The 26,905-nt window shown below is 61.9% G+C and carries 21 protein-coding genes; 5 read left to right on the top strand and 16 right to left on the bottom strand.

The annotated features are described in order from the left end of the window. Positions 1 to 53: 53 nt before the first annotated feature. From ACMGFM_RS11170 to ACMGFM_RS11160, 3 genes are read right to left on the bottom strand one after another with little or no spacing between them, the layout of a single operon-like run. Positions 54 to 1,652, bottom strand: a complete 1,599-nt coding sequence (locus ACMGFM_RS11170; RefSeq protein ID WP_436902693.1) for a GMC family oxidoreductase — start codon at positions 1,650 to 1,652, stop codon at positions 54 to 56. A gap of 2 nt (positions 1,653 to 1,654) precedes the next feature. After that, positions 1,655 to 2,203 (bottom strand): gluconate 2-dehydrogenase subunit 3 family protein, encoded by a 549-nt coding sequence (locus ACMGFM_RS11165; protein WP_436902691.1) that lies wholly within the window; start codon positions 2,201 to 2,203, stop codon positions 1,655 to 1,657. A 58-nt stretch (positions 2,204 to 2,261) separates the two neighbouring features. Further along, positions 2,262 to 3,188, bottom strand: coding sequence for an NAD-dependent epimerase/dehydratase family protein (locus ACMGFM_RS11160; protein WP_436902690.1), 927 nt, complete (start codon positions 3,186 to 3,188; stop codon positions 2,262 to 2,264). Positions 3,189 to 3,327: 139 nt separating this feature from the next. Here ACMGFM_RS11160 and ACMGFM_RS11155 point away from each other — a divergent pair, with 139 nt between their 5' ends. Beyond that, complete coding sequence (locus tag ACMGFM_RS11155) at positions 3,328 to 3,789, top strand: hypothetical protein (RefSeq protein WP_436902689.1); 462 nt, start codon at positions 3,328 to 3,330, stop codon at positions 3,787 to 3,789. 473 nt (positions 3,790 to 4,262) lie between these two features. On the opposite strand, the gene ACMGFM_RS11150 is transcribed toward ACMGFM_RS11155, so the two are convergent. From ACMGFM_RS11150 to mbhE, 10 genes are all read right to left on the bottom strand, one after another. Then, complete coding sequence (locus ACMGFM_RS11150; RefSeq protein WP_436902688.1) at positions 4,263 to 10,331, bottom strand: carboxypeptidase regulatory-like domain-containing protein; 6,069 nt, start codon at positions 10,329 to 10,331, stop codon at positions 4,263 to 4,265. A gap of 161 nt (positions 10,332 to 10,492) precedes the next feature. After that, positions 10,493 to 11,461 carry a cation diffusion facilitator family transporter gene (locus ACMGFM_RS11145; protein WP_436902687.1) on the bottom strand — a complete coding sequence of 323 codons (969 nt, stop codon included), beginning with the start codon at positions 11,459 to 11,461 and terminating at the stop codon, positions 10,493 to 10,495. 42 nt (positions 11,462 to 11,503) lie between these two features. Next, on the bottom strand, positions 11,504 to 12,652 hold the full coding sequence (locus ACMGFM_RS11140; RefSeq protein WP_436902686.1) for a PQQ-dependent sugar dehydrogenase: 1,149 nt from the start codon (positions 12,650 to 12,652) through the stop codon (positions 11,504 to 11,506). A gap of 36 nt (positions 12,653 to 12,688) precedes the next feature. Continuing rightward, positions 12,689 to 13,090, bottom strand: coding sequence for a monovalent cation/H(+) antiporter subunit G (mnhG, locus tag ACMGFM_RS11135; protein ID WP_436902685.1), 402 nt, complete (start codon positions 13,088 to 13,090; stop codon positions 12,689 to 12,691). Then, complete coding sequence (locus ACMGFM_RS11130) at positions 13,087 to 13,395, bottom strand: MrpF/PhaF family protein (RefSeq protein WP_436902684.1); 309 nt, start codon at positions 13,393 to 13,395, stop codon at positions 13,087 to 13,089. The genes mnhG and ACMGFM_RS11130 overlap by 4 nt, the downstream gene beginning before the upstream one ends. After that, positions 13,370 to 14,005 (bottom strand): Na+/H+ antiporter subunit E, encoded by a 636-nt coding sequence (locus ACMGFM_RS11125; protein WP_436902683.1) that lies wholly within the window; start codon positions 14,003 to 14,005, stop codon positions 13,370 to 13,372. The genes ACMGFM_RS11130 and ACMGFM_RS11125 overlap by 26 nt, the downstream gene beginning before the upstream one ends. Next, positions 14,002 to 15,603 (bottom strand): complex I subunit 5 family protein, encoded by a 1,602-nt coding sequence (locus tag ACMGFM_RS11120; RefSeq protein ID WP_436902682.1) that lies wholly within the window; start codon positions 15,601 to 15,603, stop codon positions 14,002 to 14,004. The genes ACMGFM_RS11125 and ACMGFM_RS11120 overlap by 4 nt, the downstream gene beginning before the upstream one ends. After that, on the bottom strand, positions 15,600 to 15,944 hold the full coding sequence (locus ACMGFM_RS11115) for a sodium:proton antiporter (protein WP_436902681.1): 345 nt from the start codon (positions 15,942 to 15,944) through the stop codon (positions 15,600 to 15,602). Before ACMGFM_RS11115 ends, ACMGFM_RS11120 begins: the two co-directional genes overlap by 4 nt. Then, a complete protein-coding gene (locus tag ACMGFM_RS11110) occupies positions 15,941 to 16,402 on the bottom strand; it encodes an MnhB domain-containing protein (RefSeq protein WP_436902680.1) in 462 nt (153 codons plus the stop codon). The genes ACMGFM_RS11115 and ACMGFM_RS11110 overlap by 4 nt, the downstream gene beginning before the upstream one ends. After that, positions 16,399 to 18,744, bottom strand: coding sequence for a hydrogen gas-evolving membrane-bound hydrogenase subunit E (gene mbhE, locus ACMGFM_RS11105; protein ID WP_436902679.1), 2,346 nt, complete (start codon positions 18,742 to 18,744; stop codon positions 16,399 to 16,401). The genes ACMGFM_RS11110 and mbhE overlap by 4 nt, the downstream gene beginning before the upstream one ends. Before the next feature lie 159 nt (positions 18,745 to 18,903). Here mbhE and ACMGFM_RS11100 point away from each other — a divergent pair, with 159 nt between their 5' ends. Then, a complete protein-coding gene (locus ACMGFM_RS11100) occupies positions 18,904 to 20,760 on the top strand; it encodes an outer membrane protein assembly factor BamB family protein (protein WP_436902678.1) in 1,857 nt (618 codons plus the stop codon). Positions 20,761 to 20,766: 6 nt separating this feature from the next. On the opposite strand, the gene serA is transcribed toward ACMGFM_RS11100, so the two are convergent. Both serA and ACMGFM_RS11090 read right to left on the bottom strand, forming a co-directional pair. Beyond that, the gene (gene serA, locus ACMGFM_RS11095) at positions 20,767 to 22,353 is read right to left on the bottom strand and encodes a phosphoglycerate dehydrogenase (protein WP_436902677.1); all 1,587 of its coding nucleotides are present in this window, start codon (positions 22,351 to 22,353) and stop codon (positions 20,767 to 20,769) included. A 99-nt stretch (positions 22,354 to 22,452) separates the two neighbouring features. Then, complete coding sequence (locus ACMGFM_RS11090; RefSeq protein ID WP_436902676.1) at positions 22,453 to 22,617, bottom strand: DUF7556 family protein; 165 nt, start codon at positions 22,615 to 22,617, stop codon at positions 22,453 to 22,455. Between the two features lie 264 nt (positions 22,618 to 22,881). On the opposite strand from ACMGFM_RS11090, the gene ACMGFM_RS11085 reads away from it, so the two are divergent. From ACMGFM_RS11085 to ACMGFM_RS11075, 3 genes are read left to right on the top strand one after another with little or no spacing between them, the layout of a single operon-like run. Beyond that, on the top strand, positions 22,882 to 23,733 hold the full coding sequence (locus ACMGFM_RS11085) for a CBS domain-containing protein (RefSeq protein ID WP_436902675.1): 852 nt from the start codon (positions 22,882 to 22,884) through the stop codon (positions 23,731 to 23,733). After that, positions 23,730 to 25,472, top strand: coding sequence for a glycine--tRNA ligase (glyS, locus tag ACMGFM_RS11080; protein WP_436902674.1), 1,743 nt, complete (start codon positions 23,730 to 23,732; stop codon positions 25,470 to 25,472). Before ACMGFM_RS11085 ends, glyS begins: the two co-directional genes overlap by 4 nt. 3 nt (positions 25,473 to 25,475) lie before the next feature. Beyond that, complete coding sequence (locus ACMGFM_RS11075; protein WP_436902672.1) at positions 25,476 to 26,096, top strand: dolichol kinase; 621 nt, start codon at positions 25,476 to 25,478, stop codon at positions 26,094 to 26,096. Between the two features lie 20 nt (positions 26,097 to 26,116). Here the strand turns inward: ACMGFM_RS11075 and ACMGFM_RS11070 are convergent, their stop codons facing one another. Further along, on the bottom strand, positions 26,117 to 26,839 hold the full coding sequence (locus ACMGFM_RS11070) for a methyl-accepting chemotaxis protein (RefSeq protein ID WP_436902671.1): 723 nt from the start codon (positions 26,837 to 26,839) through the stop codon (positions 26,117 to 26,119). Positions 26,840 to 26,905: the final 66 nt, after the last annotated feature.

Here is a 26,905-nt window from a genome sequence, read left to right as displayed (position 1 = left end):
GTCCACGCTTACCGCCCGCGCGGTTTAAGCTTTTAGGTATGCCTAAAATCAAGTCATCGAGTTGAACTGTCTCCGAGTGCGCGGTCGATGTGGTCGGCCGTTCGCAGCGCAAGCGCCGCAATGGTAAGCGTCGGGTTGACAGCGCCACCGGTCGGGAAGACGCTGCTCGAAGCAATCCAGCAGTTTGCGAGGTCGTGGGTACGGCCGGTCGAGTCGACGACGCTGTCTCCCGGGTCGGTTCCCATCCGCGTCGTGCCCATGTGGTGGTAGGCAGGCCCAGTCTCGTCGGGACCGACCTGCCAGCTAATCTCTGCGCCAAGTTCGGTCAGAATCTCCCCTTGAATCTCGTTCGCGCGTTCGATGGTCCGAAGCGCCCGGTCGTCGACCGTCCAGTGCACGTCTGGGACCGGGTTGCCGTGGTCATCAGTCTGGTCCTCAGCCAGTCCGATGTAACTCGCTTCCTGCGGGCGTTGCTCGACCAGTCCACCGATACCGAGATGGTTGCCGTAACCCTCCCGAAGTCGTGCTAACAGGTCATCGCCCCAGTCTTCACCGGACAGCGCCATCTCGACGGGGGAGGGGCCGTCGTAGTTGAAAAACTCCAGTTTGAACGGGGCGTACTCCTTGTCAGCCTCGTCGTAGAACTGCTGTGAGGAACTGGTGTAGAAGCCGACGTGGTTCTGTCTGGTTTGGGCGTCGAGAACGCCGCCAGTCCCGGCAAAGAGATGGTCCATGAAGTACCGGCCCACCGCGCCGCTGGTGTTGGCGAGGCCGTCGGGGTACGTCTCCGAAGCCGACAACAAGAGCAGTCGTGGCGTTTCGACACCACCGCAGGCCAGCACAAACACCTCGGCAGACTGGGTGTGTTCCTCGCCGCCAGGGGTGGCGTAGACCGCAGATTCGATTCGGTCGGGGCCGTGTTCGAGATACTGGACCGGCGCGCGGTCGATGACGGTCGCACCCTTCTCCTCGGCGCGTTCGGTGTGGACCGTTGCGTCGTACTTTGCGCCGGAGGGACAGACTGGCTGGCAGGTTCCGTAGCCAACGCACTGGCTGCGGCCCTCGTAAGATTCAGAGTTGCGGGCGTTGGGCACCGAGTGCATATCGATTCCGAGTTCTTCGCAGGCCTCGGCGAACAGCGAATCGCTGTAAGAGGGCGGAAACGCAGGCATAGGATACGGTTCCTCCCGCGGTGGGCCGTACGGGTTGTCCGCAGCCCCAGCAACGCCGAGTTCGCGCTCTGCCTCGGCGTAGTACGGCCGCAGGTCCTCGTAGTCGATCGGCCAGTCCGGACCGACACCGCGCGTACTTCCTGAATTAAAATCGGCTTCGTGCAACCGCATCACCATCCCCTGCCAGTGCAGCGTCGACCCGCCAATACCCTTGACGCGGGCGTGGTTCAGCGGGTAGGACCACTCGCCGCTCGTTGCGTGGTCGTCGCGCGGACCACCCATCTCCCAGACATCGGGTCGGCCGTAGTGTGGTCTGATTGCTCGCTCCTGTCGCTCGGGGCGGTCCTCGAAGTCGAATCGCGGGCCGGCGTCCAGCACGACTACCTCGTAGTCGCCGGCGAGTTTGTCGGCGACGATACCGCCGGCCGGGCCAGCGCCGACAACACAAACATCTGCGTCGGGGACAGGTGTGCGGTCCATGGTTAGTCGAGTCCGTTGGGGCCACGCTGGTAGCTCTGGATTCCGCCGGGGTGGCCCTGTGGGTTTTCGATGCCGACGAGTGTTCCACCGGTCGGCGAACTGTACAGCGCGAGTAGTAACTCGTTGACGACGTAGTACCGAACCCGCTCGGCTGTCGAGCCGTCGGGGTTCTCGTCAGCGACATCAGCACCCAATCCGTCGAGTGCCTCCTCGCGAGGGTCAGCGGACAGGTCGGCGAAGGGTTGGTCGTGCCAGGTCAAACTGTGCTCGTCGAGAATCGCGACTGCCTCGCGGATGCCTGCTGCGTGGTCGTCGTCTTCGGCCAGCCGAGCGTCGATAAACTCCTCAACAAATACGTCGATGCCCGACAGCTCGCTGGGGTAGACAATCTCTGCGGTCGCAATCATCGTTTCGCGAACGTGGTCGTCCGATGGGGGCGTTGATTCAGGGTCGTCGCTATCATCACGGAGACGACTGTAGCCGTAGGTTGCGCCACCGGCACCACCGAGTGCTGCCAGCGCGGCAACTGCGTCGCGCCGAGTCAGCTCCATAGATGGATTAGGCTGGCCTAAACTCTTATACCCGTCGAAAAAGCGTCGTTCGTGGCAGTTACAGTTCTTCGAGCAGTTCGCGGGTGGCCATCCGAATTGCTTTGTCACTGGAGTGCGTCGCCTCCCAGCCCAGCGCCGAGAGTTTCTCCACAGAGAGTCGCATCTTCGGCACGTCGCCGGTCCAGCCCCGGTCACCACCGGTGTAAGACCGTTCGGGGTCGACGCCCATCTCATCGGCGACAATAGCTGCGATGCGGTCGACAGACGTGGTCGTTCGCGTCCCGAGATTGAACGTGTTGACTGGCTCGTTGCTGTGTTCGATGACGTGCAACATTGCGTCGAGACAGTCCTCGATATAGAGATAGGATTTCTCCTGGCGACCGTTGCCGAGAATTTCCAGGTGTTCGGGGTCAGCCTGGAGTTTTTCGATGAAGTCCGGGACGACAGCGCCGCGGAGGCGCGGGCCGACGACGTTCGCAAAGCGGAACGTCCACACGGTGAAGTCGTGGCTGTGGCCGTAGACCGACAGCAGGGCTTCCTCGGCGAGTTTGCCCGCGCCGTAGATACTGATTGGCTCCAGCGGGGCGTAATCTTCCGGCGTCGGTCGCGGTGCCTCGCCGTAGACTGTCGACGAAGAGGTGAAGGCGATTTTATCGAGGCCGACTGCTTCCATCCGGTCGAGGACAGTTTCAGTCAGTGTGGTGTTCGACTGGAACTGCGCGATGTCATCGCGGGACGCGTCCTTGTCGGCAGCGAGGTGGATGACAAGATCGAGATCAGATGTGATTGCCGCTGCTGCTGTCTCGGGGTCAGAGAGGTCGCCTTCGACCAGCGTTGCCTCGTCAGGAAGCCATGCTTCGTGGCCCGTCGAGAGGTTGTCAACAACCCGGACTTCGTGGCCGTCTCCAACGAGACGTTCGACGAGATGCGAGCCAACGAAACCCGCACCGCCGGTAACGAGAATGCGCTCGGCTGACAGTGACATATCCCACTCTTCCTCGCGGATAACCTATGTGTTCTGGTCGACGGTGATAAACCGCACATGTACTGTAGAAAGTTTATTGATAATTTCATAATAAAATAGACACTTTAATGGAGGGCTACGAGAAATCGGAGAACAGATCATGTTCAACAAACAGTCGGTTCGCGTGCTCGGGCGCGTCTCGATCGTCATGTTGTTTGTGGGGGTCGGGGTTGGGATTGCGAGCCTGCTAACCTGGGAGTGGATCGAAGCCTCAGTGACCAGTTCGTCGAGTTTGAGTACCATCCAGACACGAGTCATCAACGGCTACACGCCGCTCGCCTTCCTCATCATCGCGTCGATCACGGCACCTGTCGTCGCGGGGATGCTCGGGATTCTCGAAGGATTGCGGATGGACCAGCCGCGGACGACGCTGTTCGTCAGTCTGGGCTGTCTCGTCGGGGCGGCGCTACTGGTGTTCGTTGCGGGAATTTTCATCGGGATGACCGGTCCAGAGGGCGGCGACAGCCCAATCGGACCGACAGAGCTGGTGAGTCTGGCCGGCCTCAGTGGGCTCGTGAGCGTCCTCACTGGGTCGCTGACTGCTCTCTTCGGCGCGCGGTAGGGGACGTGGCGCTGTTGAAATCCGCTACAAGTGATATATTTGAGCACCACTTTGCTCAGTACAGCCATCTTTTTCATCGTCGGGTGTCCTCGCTCACGCTGTTCGCTGTGGGCACCACTCTCTGCTCACGGCGCGAAGCGCCGTTCGCATGGTCAGCGAGACCTTCGGTCTCGCTCGACTCGAAAAACATGGGTGAAAAAGCCTGAAGCCTCACTTCGTTCGGCTTCAGTGAACTGCGCTCACTCCGTTCGCGCGGATGCTTGCTACATCCCAAATCGCTCAATACGCAGCCCGCATCGACCGGTTGTTTCAGGTGACAATCTGTCTGAAGAAGAGAAGTTCAATAGAGCTTTTTTGAGACGTTGACTCCCGAGTAGGTCACTTCTGTCGAGTCGGCGCAGTCTTCTACCGTGAACAGATACGCAAAAGCAGCGGCAAATCAAGCGATAAAAACAGAGGCAGCTCCGCAGTGTCTACGTGTTCGGGTCAGGGTCAAGCATACTGATGAGCCGTCGTGCGAACACGAGCAGGACGAAGCCACCGCCAAGACCGAGACCTGCAACGCCGCCGGCGAGGCCGAGTGTTGTGAACATCGAACTGCCGTCGTCGTCGGGTTTGTCGGGCTGGTCGGTCGTGTTGCTGCCAGCGCTGCTGACATTGTCACTTGCGACGAAATCGAGCGCGAGTTCGAGCTCGAACCAGTTCTCGCCGGGCGTCTCGGTCGGCAGCCCGAGTTGCTGGTCGATGATTGCCTCTCCAGTCGTTTCGGAGACGGTGAACTCGTTGTCGACGAGCGTCACCGTCGGCGGGTCACCGCCGAAGTTCGTGTTGCCCGAGAGCGCGCCACTGTTCTCGCTCGTCGCGTCGAACTCGAAGGTGAAGCTGTTCCCGTCGCCGATTTCGACCTTGAGTGTGCCCGTTGCGGTCATCTCGCCGCTCTCGCGGTCAATCTGCCCTTCGAGTCCGTTCGGCGCACTCACCTGCACTTCCAGCCCCTGCGTCGTCAGCGTCGGGAAGCTGATATTCCCTGCGCTGGCGCTCCACGTGTTGCCGTCGATTGTCGCGCCAATCTCGATTGGCGTCCCCTCATCGGCCGAGGGATAGGTGACGCCAGCGTTCTCGCGTGCCGAGGACTCCGAGGATTCCGTAAAGGAGGTGAAGCCACCGCGGCTCGTGGCGATGAAGCCAGCCGCGTCACCGGGTTCACCACCTGCAGCGTCGTTTCCGTCTTGACTGTCGACGACAACGTTCGCGCGGGCAGCCTCGGTCTGTTCGCCGACGGCCATCGAGGCGCTGTATTCGCCAGCGGTCTCAGTCTGGAAGTCGAACTCAACGGTGGTCGATTCGCCCGGACCGAGTTCGACCATCTCCGTCGTCGTCTGCTCGCCGACGGTGATTGTCACTTCTTCACTGCCGGGGCCGCCAGTGTTTTCGACGGTACCGGTGACAGTAACCGAGTTTCCGGCCGTTGTCGGTGGTGCTGACAGCGACGCCTCGAAGTTCGGCGCACGCGGAGTGAGCGAAAAGTCACTGCGAGTTGTGCTGTCAGTTTCAACCGCCACCTCTCGCGTCGTCGCTTCGTAGCCCTGCGCCTCGACGCCAAGCGTCTGCGTGCCTGCCGACACGCCAGAGAGTTCGTACGACCCGTCGCTGTCGGTTGTCGTGCGCTCGCTCTGGACAGCAACCGTCGCGCCCGCAACTGGTTGGCCCGACTCGTCGGTAACGGTGCCAGTCACTGTACCTGTCTCGCTCGGTCCGGTCGTGATATCCATCGAGAGGCCGAGTTCGAGCCACGCCAACCCGGATTCTGTGATCGGCAGTCCGAGTCGGGTGTTCAGCAGGTCACTGCTTGTCGTCGTGTCGACTGTGTACTCGTTGTCAACCAGACTGACATCGACCGGTTCACCCGCCGAGAACGAGCCCTCCAGCCCGTTACTGCTGGCCCCACCGTTGCTCGTTGCCGTCGTCATCGCGATGTCGAACTGGAAGGTGTCGCCAGTCAGCGCAAGCTTGATTTTCAGCGTGCCCTCGGCGGTCATGCGACCGGTCTCGGGGTTGAACTCTCCTTCGAGGCCGTCCGGGAACGTCGCCTGTGCGTCGAAGCCACTGCCGTCCTCGGCAGTGTTCAACACGGGGAACTCGATGTTTGTCGACTCCCACGTTCCGTCGGGGAAGATTTTCCCTTTGATGACGACTGGCTCGCCCTCGCTGCCGTCAGGGAAGCCGATACCGTTTTTGCGAGCAGAGTCGAGCGTGCTCTCGTCGAAGGAGATGAACCCGCCAGTGCTGGTCGCTCTGAACGTGGCCGCGGTGCCTGTGCCGCTCGTCTCATCTTCATCCTCTGCCGGGTCGACCGTAACCGTCGTCTCGGCCGTCTCGTCCTCGACTCGCAGGATGACGGTGTACTCACCAGCGTCGCCCTCGCTCGTCTCGATTTCATCCGTGATGGCCGCGTCGTCCTGTGGCCCGAGTTCGAACGTTTCGGCCTTCGTTGCCGTTCCGACAACCGTGAGTCGTGCGTCAGCGGTCCCGGTTGCCGTACCAACGTTTGCGACAGCACCGGTCACCGTAATCGTCCCGCCTTCGGTCACGCCCGCCGCGTCGACAGCGAGTTTGTACTCGGGTGAGCCGGGCGTCAGTTCGAGGTCCTGCTCGGTTGTGCTGTCCTCTGTGACCGTAATATCAGCGCTTGCCTCTTCGTACTCGGGGGCAGCGGCCGTCACCGTCACCTCGCCGGCAGTCACGTCACTCAGGGAGTATTGTCCCTGTGCGTCGGTTCGGGTTTCCTGACCGCCAGCCTGCACGCTCGCGTTCTCGACCGGGTTGCCGTTCTCGTCTGTGACTGTGCCGGTGACCGTCCCGCCACCGGGGTTGCCCTCACGAATCTGCATATCGAGGTTGAGTTTGAACCAGTTATTCGAGGGTGTTGTCGAGGGGAGGCTGAGCGACTTGTCGGCGAAGGCGTTCCCCGTCTTGTCGTCGACGGCGAAGTCGTTGTCGACCAGCGAGACTGACGCGCCGAAGCTCTCGCCGTCATCGAGGTCGAGCGTGTTGCGGTCGAACTCAGCCGACCCCGAGAGAGCGTTGCTCTCGCCGGTGCCAGCCCCGATTCCGAACTTGAAGTTCGGTTTACCCTCGACGAGAATCGTGGTCAGGAAGTCCGCGTCGACGCTCATCGTTCCTGACGCGGGGTCGATGGTGCCGGTCAGTTGCGAGCGGTTCTTTACGGAGATATCCAGCCCGCTCTTTTTGAGATTCGGGAAGTTGAGGTCGGTGGAGCGCCAGGTGCCGCCTTCGAGAATCTCACCCTCGATATACAGCACCTCGTCGCCCGAAACTTCGTTTGCGTCGGGGAATCTCGTGGCGTCACCCGTGGCTGACTCTTTGTCACCCTTTCCGAAGGAGACGTAACTATCCCCAACAGCCTCTGCGCGGAAGGTGGCAACGACGCCGCCGCCAGCGACGGTGAGTGTTCCCGTAGCGCGTTGCTCACCGACAGTCGCGACAATCGGGAACTCACCGCTGGCAGATGGCGTCACTGCGAGCGTGATCTGCTGTGACTCGCCAGGCTCGATTTCGACCTGCTGGTTGGTCGAGACGATGTCGCCAATCGACAGTGTCACCGTTTTGCTCGCGCGTGCTGCGCCAACGTTTTTCAGGGTTGCAGTCACTTCGGTTGGTGTTCCTTCCGAGGTCTGAACGTCGCCGACCGTCACGTCCAGTTCTGCCTGACTGAGTTCGAGTGTCTGTTCAGTCGTTGCGCCCGGTTCGACCGTAATCGTTGCTCGCTGACTGCCGCTGTCGCCGCCATCTGCGATAAGTCCGTACTCACCGGCCTGCACGCCAGTGAACTCGTAGACACCATCGCTACCAGTGGTCGTCTCGCCGACAGTCTGGCGGTTCTCGTCCACGAGTTCGACCGTCGCACCCTCGAAAGGCGAGCCGACTGCGGTGATGACGGTTCCAGTCACCGTGCCGGCCAAATCGAGCGTGATGTCTCGTTGTTGTTGCTCGCCGGAGACGATATCGACCGAAATCTCCTGTGCGTCGACTTTTGGTGGGTCGACGACCAGTGTCTGCGTGCCGACCGGCAGTCCCTCGATGGTGTACGACCCATCGTCAGCAGTGGTCGTCTCGACGTCAGTGCCCGTGACGCTAATTGGAACGTCCGGCACGGGTTCGCCGCTGGCGGTTGTGACCACGCCGGTCACGCCGCCAACCTGCTCGAAGGTCAGCGAGCCGTCGGCCTGCTCGCCGCCGACAATATCGACTTCTGTCGTGCGTTCGGCGCCGTCGGGTGTGGTGACCGTCAGCGTTTGTGTCCCAATCCCGACGCCACTGATGCTGTACTGGCCAGTCGCGTCAGTCTGGGCAGTCTGGGAATCGATACTGACGGTGGCACCCTCGATAGGATTGCCATCCTGATTCGTGACGGTCCCGGCGACACTACCGGTGACGGTCAGTGCAACGTCACGAGTGCGTTGGGTATCTGCCTCGACAGTCACCGACGTGGATTTGGTCTCTGCTCCGGGTGCAGAGACCAGCAGGTCGTAGCTGCCAACAGCAGCACCGGAGAATTCGTACGTTCCGTCGCTGCCCGTCGTGGTCTCAGTACCAGCGAGCGTGACCGTTGCACCAGAGACCGGGTCGCCGGTCTGGTCGGTCACCGTCCCGGTCAGGGTGCCAGTTGGGTTGTCGTCGAACTGCATATCGAGGACGAGCGAGAACCAGTTCTCGCCGGATTCGTCCGCCGGCAGCTCCAGCCCCGTGTCGACGAGGTCATCGCCGGTGGTCTGGTCGACGGTGAACTCGTTGTCCATAAGTGTTGCCTGGCCCGTATCACCCTCGAAGTTGGCTTCGCCGAACAGTCCGCCGCTCTGTCCGGTTGTCGCGTCGATGACGAACTGGAAGGAGGCGTCACGTCCGACGACTGAAACGTCGAACTCGGCGTCTGCGGTCATCGTCTCCGACTCGCGGTCGAGGGTGCCGGTGATGCCACCGGGCACATCGACTGTAACCTGTACTTGGTCGGCAGACGTCTGGAGCTGTGGAATCTGGATATTCGTCGACTGCCAGGTGCCGTCGGCGTACACTTCCCCTTCGACGATAATCTCGTCTGCTGGGAAGTACGCGCCCTCAGCAACTGCTTCGATGAACGTAGACGAGAAGGAGATGAGTCCCTCGCCGGCGTTCTCGGCGGTGAACGTTGCTACCGGCTGCTTCTTGTCGAAGGGGTCCCGGACGACCGCTTCGGTGGTTGCCCGCTTGTCGCCAGCAGTCAGTTCGGCGGTGTACTCGCCGACCGTTTGCTCGGTGGTCTCGACACGCTCGGTGAGTTGGACCGACTCACCTGGCGCGAGTTCGACCGACTGCTCGCTGCCAGTCAGGTCACCAATCGAAATCGTGGCTGTCTCTGTCGCCGTTGTTCCGCCAGTGTTGGTAATCGTGCCGACGACTTCGAGCGTCTCGCCAGCCGTGACAACGCTTCCGTCAATCGAGAGAGCGAGATTCGCCGGTTCGGGCTGGAGAGTCACGCTGCGTTCGGTCTGTTCGCCGCCGACCACCTCGATGGACACCGTGGTCGTCTGGTACCGGTCGGCGCTGATCGCCACATCGTAGGTACCAGTCTGCAGTTCCGAGAAGCGAAACGAGCCGTCAGAACCGGTCTCGGTCGACTTGGCAGAGCCCTGTACGTCGACGGTGGCGCCAGAGACCCGGTCCCCGTTCTCGTTGGTCACCGTCCCAGTGAAACTGCCCGTGTCGGGCGCGACTGACTCCGTGTTCATGTCCAAGTGGAGGTCGAACCAAGCAAGCCCTGGATCCTCGATAGGAAGGCCAAGCTGCTGGTTCAGCAGGTCGCTGTCAGTCGTATCGGGGACAGTGTACTCGTTGTCGACGAGGTTCACAAATCCGCCGTTGTCGATAGTGGCGTCAAACTGCCCCTGGAGACCATCACTGCTCGCGGCCCCGTTCGAGGTGCCAGTGACCATCGCAAGGTCGAACTGAAAGTTATCGCCGGTCAACGGCAGTGTGATTTTGAGTCGTCCGTTGGCGGTCATCCGACCCGTCTCGGGGTCGAAGGTGCCTTCGAGGCCGTCGGGTGCGCTGGGTTGGGCGTCGAACCCGCTGCCGTCAGAAGCGGTGTTCAGCGTCTTGAACGAGGTATCCGTCGACGACCAACTTCCGTTGTCGTAGATTTCTCCTTCGATGACGATATCGCCCTGAGAAAAGCTCAATCCTTCTGCTTTGGCGTCATCGAGGTTGTCTTCGTCGAACGAGATGAATCCGTCCCCGACGTTCGTTGCACTGAAAGTTGCGACCACGTCACTGGACTGTGTGGCTGTCGTCGATTCGAGCACCAGTCCGGACTGGTCAGTCGTCGCCTGCAGTGAGTTGTCGTCGGTTTCGTCGTCTACCGTCTCCCCGGCAACGACCGGGACGGTTGCGACCGCAACCCCAAGCAGACAGACCAAAACGAGTGTGATTGTCGTGCGATACCCGGGCGAAAACCGCCGCCACGCCCCATCTGTTGTCGAACTCATCGGTAGAACCCCCATTGTTCATGCAAAAGGTTGGTTAATTCACTTAAGGGTACGTAAACACGGGGAATGTGGAAAGGAATTTTCAATAACCAATACTGATAACTGGTCGGCAAATCAACAGACAAGAGTCGATTTGGGCGCTGTCTCGCCCAAAAACGCCCTCAGCGCTGTGGCTCGATGTAGATGAGTTTCACGCGGTCGTCGATTGTCTTGAGTTTGGCTTCCAGTTGCTGGATATCCTCGTCGAGGTCACGGGTTTCCAGGCCACCGTCGAAACTCACGTCGGCGGTGACAAGTACCCGCCCAGTCCCGATGAACATCGTCCGGAAATCCGCAACGCCAGCAACGCCATCGTGGTCAGTTATCGCCGCCTCGAGTTCAGATTCGACATCTGCGGTGAGACTCTCACCGAGGATGAGCCGCTTGTTCTCGAAGGCGAGTAGGGCGGCAAAGACCATCAGCAAGACACCGATAACGATTGCACCAATCGAGTCGAAGGCTGGATTGCCGGTCACACGCGAAAGCGTCTGTCCGGCAAGGGCAACGACGAGGCCGAGCAGCGCAATCGTATCCTCGGTGAATGCCGTCAGCGTCGTGATATCGCTGGACCGGCTGAACGCCTCGCGGTAGCCAGACCAGTCGTACTCGTTGATCTGGCGTTTCAGTTCGGCCCGGGCCTTTGCGAAGGCGTACGTCTCGAAGACGATTGCGCCGAGCAGGATAGCAACAGAGAGCCAGAACGGGTCGATGGGCAGGGGAAGGTTGAACGTGAACCCGAGAAATTCGGCCGCTTCAGCCTCACCGCCGCCGTGGCCGCCTTCGCGGAGCTTCGAGATACCGTGAGTCAGGCTCTCCCAGCCCGCCACGCCAAAGAGAAGCACCGACACGAGAAAGGCGAAGAAAAACTGCGCTTTCCCGTAGCCGAAGGGGTGAACCTGGGAGGCGCTGCGCTGGCTGTACTTGATTCCGACCAACAGCAACACCTGGTTACCGGTGTCGGAAATGGAGTGATACGTCTCGGCGAGCATCGACGGACTCCCGGTGAATAGATAGCCGATAAACTTTAGCACCGCAATTGCGCCGTTGGCGAACATCGCCGCGAGCACGACGCCGGTGTTTTGACCTGCCATACCCACCTGTCAGGATGTTCGCACAAACAGGTTTCGGTCCCGTCAGAACGCGTCGAGTGGGACGCGAATCAGTTTGTCGTCGTTGTTGCCCGCGTCACCACGACCGTCGGTGTTGCTCGTCGTGAAGTAGAGGTACTCGCCGTCGGGACCGACAGTCACAGCCCGAATCCTGCCGAAGTCACCTGAGAAGTGTGCGGTGAAGCTACTCACTCGGTCGCCAGTGACGCCAGCCTCGTACAGGCGTTCGCCCCGGAGGCCGGCGAAGAAGACGCTACCGTCAGCAGCGGCCGTCCCGGCGGGTGCCCACGTATCGTACGGACCGGAGTGATACACTGGCGACTGCGTCTCGGGGTCGGTATCGTCGCCGCTACTTTTTGGCCAGCCGTAGTTCTCGCCGGCCTCGATGAGATTCAGTTCGTCACGGGCCTGCGAGCCGTGTTCGGTCGCCCAGAGTCGTCCGTCCTCGTCCCACGCCAGCCCTTGGGCGTTGCGGTGGCCGTAAGAGTAAACCTCGTTGCCGAAGGGGTTGTCGTCGGGAATGCCGCCGTCGTCGGTGAGGCGGAGAATCTTCCCCGCCAGCGACTCGCGGTCCTGTGCGAGTTCGGCGTTTTTCGCGTCGCCAGTGGTGACGTAGAGATAGTCGTCGGGACCGAACGCGATGCGACCGCCGTTGTGAAAGCGGTGACTCGGGATGCCGTCGATGATTCCCGTCTCGTCGCGGAGTTCGTTCGACTCGAAATCGACCTCGTAGCGCCGGACAGTGTTCTCGACTGACTCGCGGTCGACAGTCTGGTAGACGTAGAGATAGTTGTTCTCGGCGAAGTTCGGGTGCGTCGCGATACCGAGCAATCCGCCCTCGCCCAGCGGCGGGTTGTCGAGTTGGTCGAACTGTTCGAGCACCCGTTTCTCGCCGTCCTCGATGAGCACCAGGGCACCGGAGCGTTCAGTAACGAGATAGCGGTCCTCGCCGAGCACCTCGACTTCCCACGGCACATTCAAATTCTCCGCAAGAACCTCGTGCTCGACCTCAGCCGCGTCGAGTCCGGGCGACGCACCGGTTTCGGTTGGCTCGAAAAACTGGCCGACTGGCAGTCCAAAGACAGCAATCCCGATGGCAACCAGCACGACGAGCAAGACGACAGTTGCGATGGCGCCGGCACCCATCCCGACGCCGAAGCTACGGTTATCCACAGCAGTTGTTGGGTCGCGCAAGTCATAACCCTTAGTCTACTCGTCGTCACGGTGTTCGTCGCCCTCGGGGTGACTGGCCGGGTGGTCGGGGTCAGCCTCGCGGTGTTTGGTTGGCCACGTCACGCTGCCGAGGAAGGGTACGCCAATTTCCTGGGCCGCGCGGGCAATCATGTGTGCACCCGTCGGAACGGTCAGGAACAGGAAGATGATGCCGACCAGCGAGGTCAATCCAGCCCCAGCGGGCCCGAACTGGACGAAGCCAGCGAGGAAGATAGCAGCAGTGCCGAGTGTCGTCGGCTTGCTCGTGGCGTGCATGCGGTTGTAGACGTTGGGCAACCGAAGCAATCCGAGTGTGCCAACCGCGAGGAAGAAACAGCCGATGATGACGAGGATGCTGATTGTCGCCTGCTCGACGAGCGCGAGGTCAACCCCAGTCATTCTCTCCTCCGCGTGATGATATCGCCCTCGGTGACGTACTTCGCGACAGTCACCGTCGAGAGAAAGCCGATAATTGCAAGCACGATGCTGACGGTGATGAACAGTCCGCGGTCGGTCTTCAGCGCGACCAGAACGGCGATGGCGATGACGTTGGTGGCAATCGTATCGAGGCCGACGACGCGGTCGGGAACCGTCGGCCCACGGATGACGCGGTAGCCACAGAGCAAGCACAGCCCCGCCACCAGCAGCAAGGCCCCGTCGATAACTGCAGCCGTCACCTCAGTCATTGGACTCACCTCCGTCATCGAGTCGCTCTGAGTGGTCAACCTCGCCGACAGTCTTCGGCGCTGGTGGGTGGTCCGGCGGATGGATGGTAATCTGTGGGGCCGGGTCGTCGGGCGAGCGCTGTTCGTCGAAAATGCGCAGCGCGTACCGTTCCCACTGGCGGATGGGTTCCACGACTGCCTCGGGGTCCCGGCCGTCAATCATGTGGACGTACAGGGCGTTCTGGTCTGGGTCGTGGTCCAGCGTTATCGTCCCCGGCGTAATCGTGATGCTGTTGGCGATAGTCGTCACACCCAGCGCCGTTTCGACGCGAAGCGGCACCAGAATAACCTGTGGTTCGAGCGCCCGGCCGGGTACGAGGACGCGGTAGGCAACGTCCACATTCGCGATGAGAACCTCTTTGAGGAAGACGAGGATGTACAGCAGGATGTACGGCACGGAGGTGAGCGTCTGGCGGATGTCGATTTCCTCGCTGTAGAGTCGCCGGAAGACGTAGGCGACCGGGAGGCCAACAGCGAGGCCAACGAGGAAGGTGGTCACGAGACCTTTCGGCGTCGGTTTTGGGGCAGAGACGAACAGCCACAGCACCGCAAAGAGCAGTCCCGCAACGAGCCACCGGCGAGTTTTCACGACGCCTCACCTCCGAGCACCGTCTCGACGTAGCCATCAGTGTCCAGTGCCGCCGCCGCTGCGGCGTCGGCGAACTGGAACAGTGGCTCGAAGCCGACACCGACGAGGACAACCACGACAGCGAGCGTCGTGAGGATGGCAATTTCAAATCTGTCGACCCGCCCGCGCATCACTGCCTCACTTGGCGACCCCCAGAAGGTAGTCATCCAGGCACGCGTCGAGTAGAGAATTGTCAGCACAGCCCCGAGCAGCAGAACCAACAGGATAGCGGCCGCACCCGCACTCGTTCCCGGACCGGCCCCAGCGGCGGCGAACTGCCGGGCCGCGGCGTCGAAGACGAACAGTTTCCCGAAGAAGCCAGCGAGGGGCGGAATGCCGACGAGCGAGAGGCCGCCAACGAGCATAATGCTGGCAAAGACAGGGGAATCCTCCGCGAGGCCGCCGAGTTGCGAGAGGTGTGTCGTCCCCACAGCGTCACGGATAACCCCTGTCGACAGGAAAAGCAGGCCCTTCGTCACCGCGTGGTGGAAGGCGAAGATGAGCGCGGCGAGAAGGCCGAGGTGTTGCAGCGACGGGTCGGTCGTTGCGGCGGCGATGCCGACTGGAATCGCAATGAAGCCAATCTGTGCGATGCTCGAATACGCGAACAACTCTTCGAGAGAGTCGCGGTTGACGGCCGCAAGACCGCCGACAAGAATGCTCGCAACACCCATCACGATGAGCGTCGGTGCAAGGAAGGCAATCGGCGAGTCGCCGGGGACTCCCGGCACAGTCGGCGAGAGGTCGGCGTTGCCGAAGACGGTGAAGTACAGGCGGATAATAGCGTAGATGCCGACCTTTTTCGTCGCGCCAGCAAAGACAGCAACGACCGGCAGCGGTGCGGCGCGATAGGCCGAGGGCACCCAGAACTGGAAGGGGACGAGGCCGGCTTTCAGCGCAAAGGTGACGAACACCAGCGCAGAGAGGCCAACAACTGGAGCAGTGACAGCGCCGGGAGCGGCGAGGATGCGCGCCATATCGGCCATGTTGAGCGTGCCGGTGACCGCATAGAGGCCGCCAACACCCAGCAGCATGAACACACCGCCGATGATATTGAGGACGACGTAGCGCACTGCTGCGGCGGTGTGCTGGGCGTTACCGTAGAAGGCGACGAAGACGTAACTCGACATCAGCATCACCTCGAACCAGACGAAGAGGTTGAACAGGTCACCGGTCAGCACAGCACCGGTCGCGCCGAGCAACAGAAACTGGAAGGTCGGGTGGTAGTAGACGCGCTGGTTGCGGTCGTCGATGAACCGAACGGAGAAGACGACAGCGTAGACGGCGACGATAGCGGTCATCGCAAGCACGAACGCCGCGAGCGCGTCCGCGACGACGGTAATCCCGAAAGGTGCTGGCCAGCCACCGACCTGATAGGCGAGGGCGCTGGCGTCGGCGGCGAAGACCACCTGCCAGCCGAGGACGCCGACAGTGCCAGCGTAGGAGAGGGTTCCGAGAACGCTGACCGCTTGCTGAACGCGGGGCCAGGCGCGGACCAGCAACGCAGCCGTCCCGGTGAGCAAAACGACCAACAGCGGAGCCACAGCGAGTAGATTCATTGTGGCCACTCCGTCACATCGATGGTTTCGTTTTCCTGATACGCGCGATAGGAGAGCGTGAGTGCAAACGCCGTCATTCCGAAACTGATGACGATGGCTGTCAGGACCAGCGCCTGTACGACTGGGTCTGCTGTCTGTGGAAATGGTGCGTAGTAGTCAGCCAGCACCGGCACCGTATCGGCAGTCGGTTCGGTGATGCCGCCCATCGAAATCAGGTAGATGTTGGCGGCCTGAGAGAGAATCGCCACCCCCCAGATGACCTTTACGAGGTCGTCGCGAAGAAGCAAGAAGGTACCCAGCGCGAACAGCAGGCCAACGGTTGCGGCCAGCACGAAGGTCATTCTGCGCCCACCACCGAGAAGACAGTCAACAGGCCGCCAACGACGATACAGAAAATCCCGAAGTCGAAGACGACAGCGCTGGCGAACTCGACCTCGCCGAACAGCGGGAGGTGGACGTAGGTGTACGCCTGTGCGAGAAACGATTCACCGAGGACGATGCCGGCGACGCCGCTGGCGACGACGACGACGAGTCCGAACATGAACAGGCGTCGGTAGGCGGTAACTGTCCGGTGCTGGCCAATAGTGCGGTCGTACTCCACCTCGCGGTCGAGCACCCCCGATTCCAGATAGTCGAGGTTGTACGCGACGTAAATGAGCCCAAAGGCGGCGACAGTCAACACGCCGCCGATGAAGCCGCCGCCGGGGAGGCTGTGGCCCTGCAGGAACAGCGAGACGGCAACGACGAGGATAATCGGAACGACGATGCGGGCAGTCGTTCGCATGATTACTGTCGTCATCGCGTTTCACCCCTGTCACGCATCGTCAGCAACACCAGCACTGACAGCGCAGCGAGGACGATCACGATCGACTCACCAAGTGTATCGAACGCCCGGAAGTCCGTAAGAATCACGTTGACGATGTTCGCGCCACCGCCCTCGGGAATTGCATTGTTGGTGAAGTACGTAGCCGTCTCAGTCGGCGGCCCCGTGGCGTCCCGAGCAGCGTACAGCACCGAGACGAACGTTGTTGCGCCGACAGCAACCGAGAGGACTACGTCACGAGATACCCGCGGCCAGTCACTCTCGCCGTAGAACGCGGGAAGTTCCTCGATGACAAGCAGGAAGATGAGCAGCAAAAGCGTCTCCACGACCAGTTGCGTGAGCGCCAGGTCAGCCCCGCTGGCGAGGATGTAGAAAATCGCCACCATAAATCCGAGAATACCAAGCGTAAGCACGCCAGTCACGTGACTGTCCGCGGTCGTGACAGCCACGGCCGCGACGACAGCCACCGCGAGGACGAGCACAAGCGCCGCCGGCGTCTCCGCAATCGCCGGTTCGGGAAGCCCTGTGGCAGTCGTCGCGAAGCCCGCAAGCGTCAGCACGCAGGCCGCCGAGAGGACCCACCAGACGTAGGTGCGAATCAAGCCGTTGTGTACGCCCCTCCCAGCAACAGCACTTCCCCGGTCCGCCGCCGTCAGGAGTGCATCGTAGATTGTCGTCGGGTGGACGGCCGTCGTTGCCGAGCGGACGCGGTTGAGGGTTGCCTGAATGCGGTCGTAAAACGGGAAGGCGGCGACGCCAGCGGTAATGGTAATCGCGCTCATAACGACCGGCCCGGAGAGATAGGTCGGAAGGCCAGCGTGAATCTCGACGGGACCCACCGCCGTGACCGCCGCCGCGTCGTCGAGAATGAGGTCAACAGCAACGTCGGGAAACAGGCTCACGACGAGGACGCCAACCGCCAGCACCGCCGGCGGCGCGAGCAGGCCGAGCGGCGGGCGGTGCACAGCGCCGAGGTCAGTGGGTCGGTCACCGAAAAACAGCCACAGGAACCGCAACGAGTAGAGTACGGTAAAAATACTCGCAAACACGGCCGTCACGGGGTACAGCCACGCGAGTCCACCGCCCGCCTGCGCTGCGTCCCAGGCAGCCTCGAACATAATTTCCTTCGAGTAAAAGCCGCTGAACGGCGGAATCCCCGCCATACTCAGCGCCGCGAGAAACGTGACCGCTGCAGTAATCGGCAGGTCAGCCCGGAGGCCGCCGAGGTCATCGATCATTCGCGTGCCGGACTCGTGGGCGATGATTCCGGCGACCAGAAAGAGCGCGGCCTTGAACAGCGCGTGGTTGAACAGGTGGAAGGCCCCGGCCTCCGCGCCGTAGTGCGAGTCGAAGCCGAAGGCGGCAACCAGCAATCCGAGATGGCTGGCCGTCGAGTACGCAAGGAGTTCCTTGATATCTGTCGAGATGACCGCGAGCATCGCGCCGACGGTCATCGTCACCAGGCCGAGCGTGGCCACCACGGCTGTCCACTCGGGACTGTGAAAGAGCGGGCGGAGTCGACCCAGCGCGTAGACGCCGACTTTCACCATCGTCGCAGAGTGCAGGAAGGCAGAGACGGGCGTCGGCGCGACCATCGCGCCGGGCAACCAGAAGTACAGCGGCACCTGTGCGGATTTCGCGCCGGCGGCGACGACGACCAGTGCAAGCGTGGGAACGAACAGTCCACGGGCGCGCAGCGCCTCGGCGACGGCCTCGCGGTTGGCGAGAATCGCCGACAGGTCGAAGCGGGCGAGACCCACCGCGTCGGCCCCGACACCGAGGAGGAGAATTGCGACGAGCAAGCAGAGCCCACCGCCGACAGTGATGAGCATCGCCATCCGGGCGGAGTATCGTGACTCTTCGTCAGCGGTGTAGTAGCCAATCAGCACGAACGAGCAGACGCTCGTGAGTTCCCAGAAGACGAAGAGCACGACGAGGTCAGCAGCGAGCGCGAGGCCGATAATCGAGCCCATGAACGCGAGCAGCGCCGAGTAGAACCGACCGAGGTCGGGCTTTCCGTGCATGTACTCGCTCGCGTACGCGAAGATAAGGACACCAATCCCGCTTGCCAGCAGCGCGAACAGCAGGCCGAGGCCGTCGACAGTCAGGCGAACGGCGACATCCATCGAGGGAATCCACGGGACGGAGACAGTCCCGTCCGCGCCCAGCTGGGTGAGCAGGAGGACAAACGACGCCGCGGCGATGGCTGCTCCGGCGAGTCCAACGCGGTCGTCGAGCAAGCGGTACAGAAACGGCGCCAGCGCAGCACCGAGAAAGGGGAGGGCAATCGCCGCGGCGAGGGCGGAAAACTGCGCCATGAAATACGCCAACGGACAGAACCGACTTAAGCCGACCGGAACTGGTGGCTCAGGACCGCCTGTTCGAAAGCGAGGGCTGCGGAGGCAAAATTTGGCCCGGCGTGACGTCGCGGAGCCCAAGAGAGTGAGATTTTAAGCCCTGACACGTAACGCAAGGTAATGAATTCTAGATATACGCGCCGGGAGGTGCTGGGTGCACTCGGGACGGCCGCCGCAGGTGCGGCCGTTGCCGGGAGCGCGAGCGGCCAGCAGTCGACGGCGGAGTCGTGGCCGACCTTCGGCTACGACCGGGCGCGGTCGGGCCACAATCCCGACGGAACCAGCCTCGACAGCGACCCCGGCGGTGCGTGGCAGTCCACCACCGCGACTGACGCCTTTCGCGCCAGCGCGGTCGTCGCCGACGGTACAGTGTACGCCGCCAATCTGGACGGCAATCTCTACGCGTTCGACGCGGTGAGCGGCGACCCGCTGGATGGCTGGCCAGTCGCGCTGGGTGCGAGTTCACAGGCGACCCCGACCGTTGCCGGCGGAACGGTGTATGTCGGCAACGAAAACGGCACACTCAGAGCAATTGACGGGACGAGCGGCGAGACCCAGTGGCGGTTCGATACCGAAGGTGCGATTCGAGGTGCGCCGGCCGTCCACGACGGCGTCGTCTACGCGACAGGTGGCGATGGCGTCGTCTACGCTATCGACGCCGAGACAGGCGCAGAGACGCTATGGGAGTTCGATACCGGCCAGGGCGTCTCCGGAGACGTAGCGATTCGTGGCGGCCCGGCGGTGACGACTGGTGAGACGGTGACGGTCTACGTCGCGAACACCGGTGGCGTCGTCTACGCCATCGAGAACGGCGAGCAGCAGTGGGAACAGATCGTCGAATCGGGACAGGTGCAGTCGACGCCGGTTGTCGCCAACGGGTCGGTCTACGTCGGTGCCGTCCAGAGCGCCGCCGGATTTCTCTACGCGCTCGACGCGGCAAGCGGCCAGCGCGACTGGCAGTTCGAGGCCGATGGAGCGATACTCGCAGCGCCGGCAGCGACCAGCGACTACGTCTACGTCGGGAGCCGTGACCAGTATCTCCACGCGCTCGACCCCCGAAACGGCGACGAACTGTGGTCGTTCGAGACCGACCGGCAGATCAATTCCTCGCCGGTGGTCGTCGACGAGACGGTCTACGTGACGAATTTCAGCAACAGCCTGTACGCGCTGACGACCGACGGCGAGCAGCGCTGGCAGACCGAGACGTCCGGGTCGGTTTCGGCCTCACCGGTACTCGCCGACGGGCGGGTCTACCTTGGAAGCGAGAACACCGGATTTTATGCGGTCGAATCCGGCGGCAGCGTGGCCTTCGTCTCGGGAACACAGACCGACGAAGAAGTCGAGGATAGCCCGCTGGCAACACCAGAAACCGGCCCGTATGCGTTCCTCGCGCTCCCGGCCGGCGCGCTTGCGCTTTTCGGACTGCTTGGGGGCGGTCTCTATTACCTGTTCAAATCCGAGTGGGCCGAGCAGTTCATCGTGGACGAGGCCCCCATCGAGAAACTCTACGAAGACGAGGAAGATCAGCCGGAGATGCCGGGCTTCGACGACCGCAAGGAGACCGGTGTCTGGTCGGTCATCGTCGGTGACGTCATCGCCCGGGCCGAGGAGAGCCAGACCGTTGCACAGGAGAACGTCATCGTCACGAAACATATCGACAACGCACTGGAGTCGCCAGTGACCGCCTACGAAATCCAATCCGCGCGCGATGAGCCAGTCCGGATTACGCTTGAAGAACCGCTGTTCGAGGACAGCGAGGCGCTCGCCGACCAGCCGCTCAACGAGGGGTGGCAGCTCGGCGAGACCCTCACTTTCGAGGCAGTGGTTGAACCGGGACAGACGGTCAAAACGATGGTCGGCCGTCCCGACGCGCCGGATGACTTCGAGGCGCTGCTGGAACGGCCTGGCGTCACAATCGAACGTGAGGATGGTGAAACAGTGACAGTTCCGGCCGGCGGCGAAGAAAGCGACTCCTAACGTTCCCTATCTGCCGTTCAGCGAGATGTACTTCGTGTCGATGATGCGCTCGTCATCGTTGAGCGACGCGAGCACGTCCTCCGAAACCGGGTCGTCGAGGTTGTAGACCGACAGCGCCTCGCCGCCAATGGTTTCACGGCCGTTGAACATCCCCGCGATGTTGATGTCGGCGTCGCCGAGCACGCTGCCGATAAAGCCGATGACGCCGGGTGCGTCCTCGTTGCGGGCAACGAGCATGTGTCCGTGGGGGATGGCGTCGACGCGGTAGCCGTCGATTTTGATGATGCGCGGGTCGTTGCCAGCGAACTGCGTCCCGCAGACGCTGACGCTATTCTCGTCGTTGCTCACGGTGACGGTCACCCGAGACTGGAAGTCCTCGCTCTGGCGGGATTTCGACTCGGTCACGTCGATGCCGCGACGCTCGGCAACGCGAGGCGCGTTGACGGCGTTGACCTGCCATTCCAGTGGTTCGAAGACGCCTTTCAGCGCGCTCGCAGTGACGAGGTCGATATCCTCGTCGGCAATGTCGCCGAAGTAGTCCACGTCGACTTTCTCGACGCGTTCGTCGAAGAGCTGGACGGCGATTTTGCCGGCGGTGTCGGCAAGGTCGATGTACGGCTCGATTTTCGGGAACGAGCTCTCGTCGACCGACGGCGCGTTCAGCGCGTTCATCACTGGTTCTTCGTTGAACGCGGCGAGAATCTGGTCTGCAGTCTCGGTGGCGACGTTTTCCTGTGCGGCCTCGGTCGACGCACCGAGGTGAGGGGTGACGATGATGTCCTCGACCCACAGCAACGGATTGTCTCGTTCGACCGGTTCGTTTGCGAAGACGTCGACCGCAGCGCCGCGGAGGATACCGTCGTCGACAGCCTCGGCCAGCGCTGCCTCGTCGACGATACCGCCCCGGGCGCAGTTGATGACGTAGCCACCTTCTAACTGAGCGAGTTCCTCTGCACCGATCATGTTCTCGGTCTCGTCGGTCAGTGGGGTGTGAATCGTCACGAAATCAGCCCGTCGCAGGCAGGTTGTGAGGTCATCAACGAGCTCTGCGCCGAGCTGTTCGGCGCGCTCCTCGCTGATGTACGGGTCGTAGACGACGAGTTCCATACCGAGGTTGTTGAGTCGTTTCGCGACTTCCTGTCCGACGCGGCCGAAGCCAACGATGCCCAGCGTCTTGTCGTTGACCTCAGTGCCGAGGAAGTCGCCTTTTGCCCACTCGCCCTCGGAGAGTCGTTCGTGGGCCTGTGGGATCGAGCGCGCAGTGGCGAACGTCATCGCAACGGTGTGTTCGGCCGCGGCGCGGACGTTGCCTTCCGGTGCGTTGGCGACGATGACACCGTTGTCTGTCGCCGCTTCGATATCGATGTTGTCGACACCGATCCCGGCACGGCCGACGATAACAAGTTCCTCGGCGGTGTCGAGTACCTCGCGAGACACCTCAGTTCCAGACCGGACAATCAAGGCATTTGCGTCGGCAACCGCGTCGAGCAGTTCCTCCTGAGAGAGGTTGTAGGACTTTTCGATATCGTGGCCCTGTTCGCGTAATCGCTCGATGCCAGCCTCGGCGATCGGGTCGGTGACGAGTACCTTCATGCGCGTCACAAACCATGGCGGGGAGATAACTGTTGTTTTCTCGGACGCAGACACGCCTGTGAACGTGCGACTCACTCACACAACTGCAAAAAAGGCGTGTTATCGCCAGGCCGGCAGCGAGGCGGCCTCCGCAAGCGGCACTGTCAGGTAGGCTTCGTCTGTGTTGATGTCTGCGAGGATGAACTCCTCCTGTGGACCATCCTCGACCGCTGCCATCACTTCCGAGTCCGCTCCCCCCGTCTGGACGACAGTATCCGACTCCATGTATGAGAGTATGTAACAACCAATCATAAACGTATCGGAATCAGTATCGATAGCCTAGTCAGAAAACTCCGGGAATGCACGCCGGGCGTCAGACAACAGTCAGCGAATAATCACATTTGACGAACAAATCATATGCAGAAAATGAAATGACTTGTCGGTCGTCTGGGATTTGAACACCGTTTTGGCGGGTGTCTCCGGTCAGTCCTGTGGCCGCCAGCCCGAAGTGTAAGGACTTAGTGGGTGGGGAGAAGAATAGAGGCAAGTATGAACGTCGAAGATATCATGACGCCAGCCGCCGATGTTGTGACGGTCGAAATTCCGGGTACCCGTGACGACGTCCTCGACTATCTGCAGGACCGACAGTTCTCCTCCGTTCCCGCGGTCAAAGTCGAGGACGGCCACGAGGTCTATCGGGGGCTCATCTCGCGGTCAGCACTGATCGAACGGCCAGACGAAGACCAGCTCGCGCTGCTGGCCGAAGAGGTTCCAACAACGTCACGCGAGACGAGTCTCGCGGCCGCCGCAGCACAGATGGTCGAAACGAACGCCCGGCGCATGCCCGTCGTCAACGGCGATTCGCTCGAAGGCATCGTCACGGTCACCGACGTGATTCGAGCAATCGCCCGGGGCGAGGCCGCCACGGAGGCGACGGCCGGTGACGTTGCCGGCGAGGAAGTCAACTGTGTCTACGATGACGCGCCGCTGCCGGTCGCCGAACGCGAGCTCTCCTTCGCTCGCGTGCCCTACGCGGTCGTTCTCGATGAGGAGGGGGAAATGTGTGGGATGCTCACCGAAGTCGACATCATCGACGTCGCCCGAGTTGTCGAGGGCGAGGAAGGCACCGGCGACTCTATCGCCGGTGAGGACGACGACTGGGCGTGGGAGGGAATCAAGGCGGTCGGAAACCGCTACATGCCGACGCGAAACGTCGAGATTCCAGCCGAACCCGTCTCGGCGTTCATGACCGCCGACCTGGTGACCGTGAGCCGCAAGCGGCCAGTCGAAGAGGTCGCACAACTGCTGATCGAGCACGACATCGAGCAGATTCCGCTGGTCAGCGGCGGTAGTCTCGCCGGTATCGTCCAGGACATGGACCTGCTGGAGGCGATCCAATGAGCGAGGGCGACCGCCTTACCGAACTCGCGAAACGCCGCGGGTTCTTTCTACAGTCTTCTGGCTCCTACGGCGGCGTGGCCGGCTTCTACACCTACGGCCCGCAAGGCGCAACTCTCAAGGAGAACATCGAGTCTGCCTGGCGTGACCGCTACGTCACCCGCGAGGGCCACATGGAAATTGACGGCCCGACCGTGATGCCCGAGGCTGTCTTCGAGGCGTCCGGCCACCTCGATGGCTTCGACGATATGATCATCGAGTGCCCCGAGTGTGGCGAAAGTCACCGCGCCGACCACCTCGTCGAGGACGCACCGGGGTCGACGGTCGAAGACGCCGAGGCGCTGCCGATTTCAGAGGTCGAAGCGCTATTCAGCGAGTACGACATCGACTGTCCGACCTGCGGGACGGCACTGGCCGGCGAGCCAATCGACGATTTCAACCTCATGTTCGGCACGAACATCGGCCCCGGCAGTTCCTCGCCCGGCTATCTCCGCCCGGAGACGGCACAGGGGATTTTCGTCGAGTTCCCACAACTGGCCGAATACGCTCGCAATCAGTTACCGTTCGGTGTGACCCAGATTGGCCGAGCCTACCGCAACGAAATCAGCCCGCGGAAGGCGCTGGTTCGGGTGCGTGAGTTCACCCAGGCCGAACTCGAACACTTCATCGACCCCGAGGAAGACGAGCCACCGCTGCACCGCGTCGAAGACGTTGTGCTCCCGCTGTACTCTGTCGAGCAACAGCAGGCCGACGACGGCGAGATGCAGGAGCTTACCGTCCGAGAGGCGGTCGACGAGGGTGTCGTCGCGGACCCGTGGATTGCCTACTATCTCGGTGTCTCGAAGGGCTGGTACGACCGCATTGGCGTCGATATGGACCGCTTTCGGTACCGCCAGCATCTGCCAGGCGAACTCGCACACTACGCCTCAGATTGCTGGGACGCAGAAACGGAGATTGGCGGCGACTGGATCGAGGTCACCGGCTTCGCCTACCGAGGGGATTACGACCTCGCAAAGCACGAGAAACACTCCGGCGAGGACTACTCAGTGTTCAAACAGTACAACGACCCTATTACCGTCGAGAGACCGACAGTTGACCCCGATATGAGTGCGCTCGGTCCCGAGTTCGGCGGCGCCGCAGGTGCGATTGCCGACGAACTCGAAGCCCTCGCCGAGCGTGACCCCGACGCCTTCGACGGCGAGACGGTCGACGTGACGGTTGACGGCGAGAGCTACGAGGTAGCCGTCGAGCAGACCGGATTCTCCGTCGAGGAAGTCACCGAAGCGGGCGAACACGTTACACCACATACAGTTGAGCCCTCCTTCGGCGTGGACCGGTTGATCTACACAGTTCTCGCACACGCTTACGAGGAAGACGAGGTCGACGGCGAGGAGCGGACCTATCTCTCCCTGCCACCCGAAACCGCGCCGACCACCGTCGGCGTCTTCCCGCTGATGGACAAAGACGGACTGGCCGACCGCGCCCAGGAACTGGCTCGGGACCTTCGTGCAGCGGGACTGGAAGTGACCTACGACGACTCCGGCGCAATCGGGCGCCGGTACCGCCGACAGGACGAGGTCGGCACGCCGTTCTGTGTCACCGTCGACTACGACACGCTGGAGGATGGGACGGTGACTGTCCGCGAGCGAGATAGTACGGAACAGACACGTATCGCACTCGAGGCGGTCGGCGAGCAGCTGCTCGCGCTTCGCGACGGCGAACAGCGCTTCGAGAGCCTCTAAGCGATGTCCTCTGCACCGACTGTCTTCGACCGAGTCGAACGACAGCTCCGCGGCGAGTTCGGCCGCAGACTCGTCCACGCAAGTGGAACTGGGCTCCCGCTTCTGTACCTGCTCAACCTCATCACGTGGGCACAGACAAGAGCGCTGTATCTCTTCTTTGCGGCAGGTGTCATTATACTGGAGTCGCTTCGGCTCATTGTCGGCCTGGATGTCTGGCTGTTCAACCACCTCATCCGCGAGTACGAGGAAGACAACATCGCCGGCTACGTCCTCTATATGTTGTCGAGTACGGTCGCCGCAGTGGCGTTCGAGCCACAGATTGCGGTGCCGGCGATCCTGATGCTCACACTTGGAGACCCAATCAGCGGCACCGTCGGCGGTGACGAACTGCGGGTTGTCAAACGACCGGTAGCACTGGCCGCAATGTTCATCATCTGTGCAGCCATCACTGTGCCGTTTCATTACACGACGCCGATTGTGGTGGTCTGTGGCGGTCTCGGCGGCATGCTCGCTGACGGCGTCAAACCGATTATCCGCGGCTACGTCATCGACGACAACCTGACGATTCCAATCGTCGCCGGGGTTGCGATGCGGCTCGGACTCGAATTGAGTATAGCAGTGTAACGGCGAGTCTAGCGGCCGTCTCAGTCGAGCGAGGCTCCGTCGACCCGGTCGGTCGCGGCCGCGATATTTTTGTCTTCGCGGTCGATTCGGTCCTCTGCAGTGAGTTCGTTGAGGTTGTCGACCATATCGTCGATGGCGTTACGCTGTTCGGCTGTTTCCTCTGTGATCTCACCGATACGGTCCTCGATGTCATCAGCCCACCCGGCAACCTGCTCGGAGGTACTCGTGATTTCTTCGACCGACGCGGCCTGGTCGTCGTTGGCGTCAGCGACCTCAGCAATTCCTTCGGAGGCCTCCTGTGACGCGACAACAACCTCGTCGAGTGCGTCGAGCAGGTCACGGCTGTCTGTGTAATCGACGCGGGCGCTGAGGTTGCCGTCTTCGAGTGCCTGTGCCGTGTCGACCGCCTCCTCGACGAGGTTGCCCATCGCCTCCCGGCGGCGAATGAGTTCGGTGTTATCCTGAACGAGTTGGATAACTCCTTGGAGGCGGTCGTCCTGATAAATCGGCGTGGCGACGGAGTGAACGTACAGCATCTTGCCGTCCTGGTTTTTCATCTCCTGTTCGACCTCGTAAGCGCGCTGGTCCCGGCCCGAGCGCTCTGCACCGAACTCTTCATCAGCCCGGCGAGGGTGTTCGACGACGGCGTTTGCGAGCGTCTGGGTCCGGTTATCGCGGAAGAATTTCGCGGTGTCGTCGTCACCCAAGACCTCGCTCCGGTCGATACCCGTCAGCACTTCCATCTCTCGGTTCCAGCCGATGACACGGTGTTGTGTGTCGATCAGAAAGGCTGGGGCAGCGTATCCAGC

Source organism: Halovenus halobia, assembly GCF_051414135.1.
Classification (GTDB): domain Archaea; phylum Halobacteriota; class Halobacteria; order Halobacteriales; family Haloarculaceae; genus Halovenus; species Halovenus halobia.
This window is presented reverse-complemented; position numbering and strand designations above follow the sequence as displayed.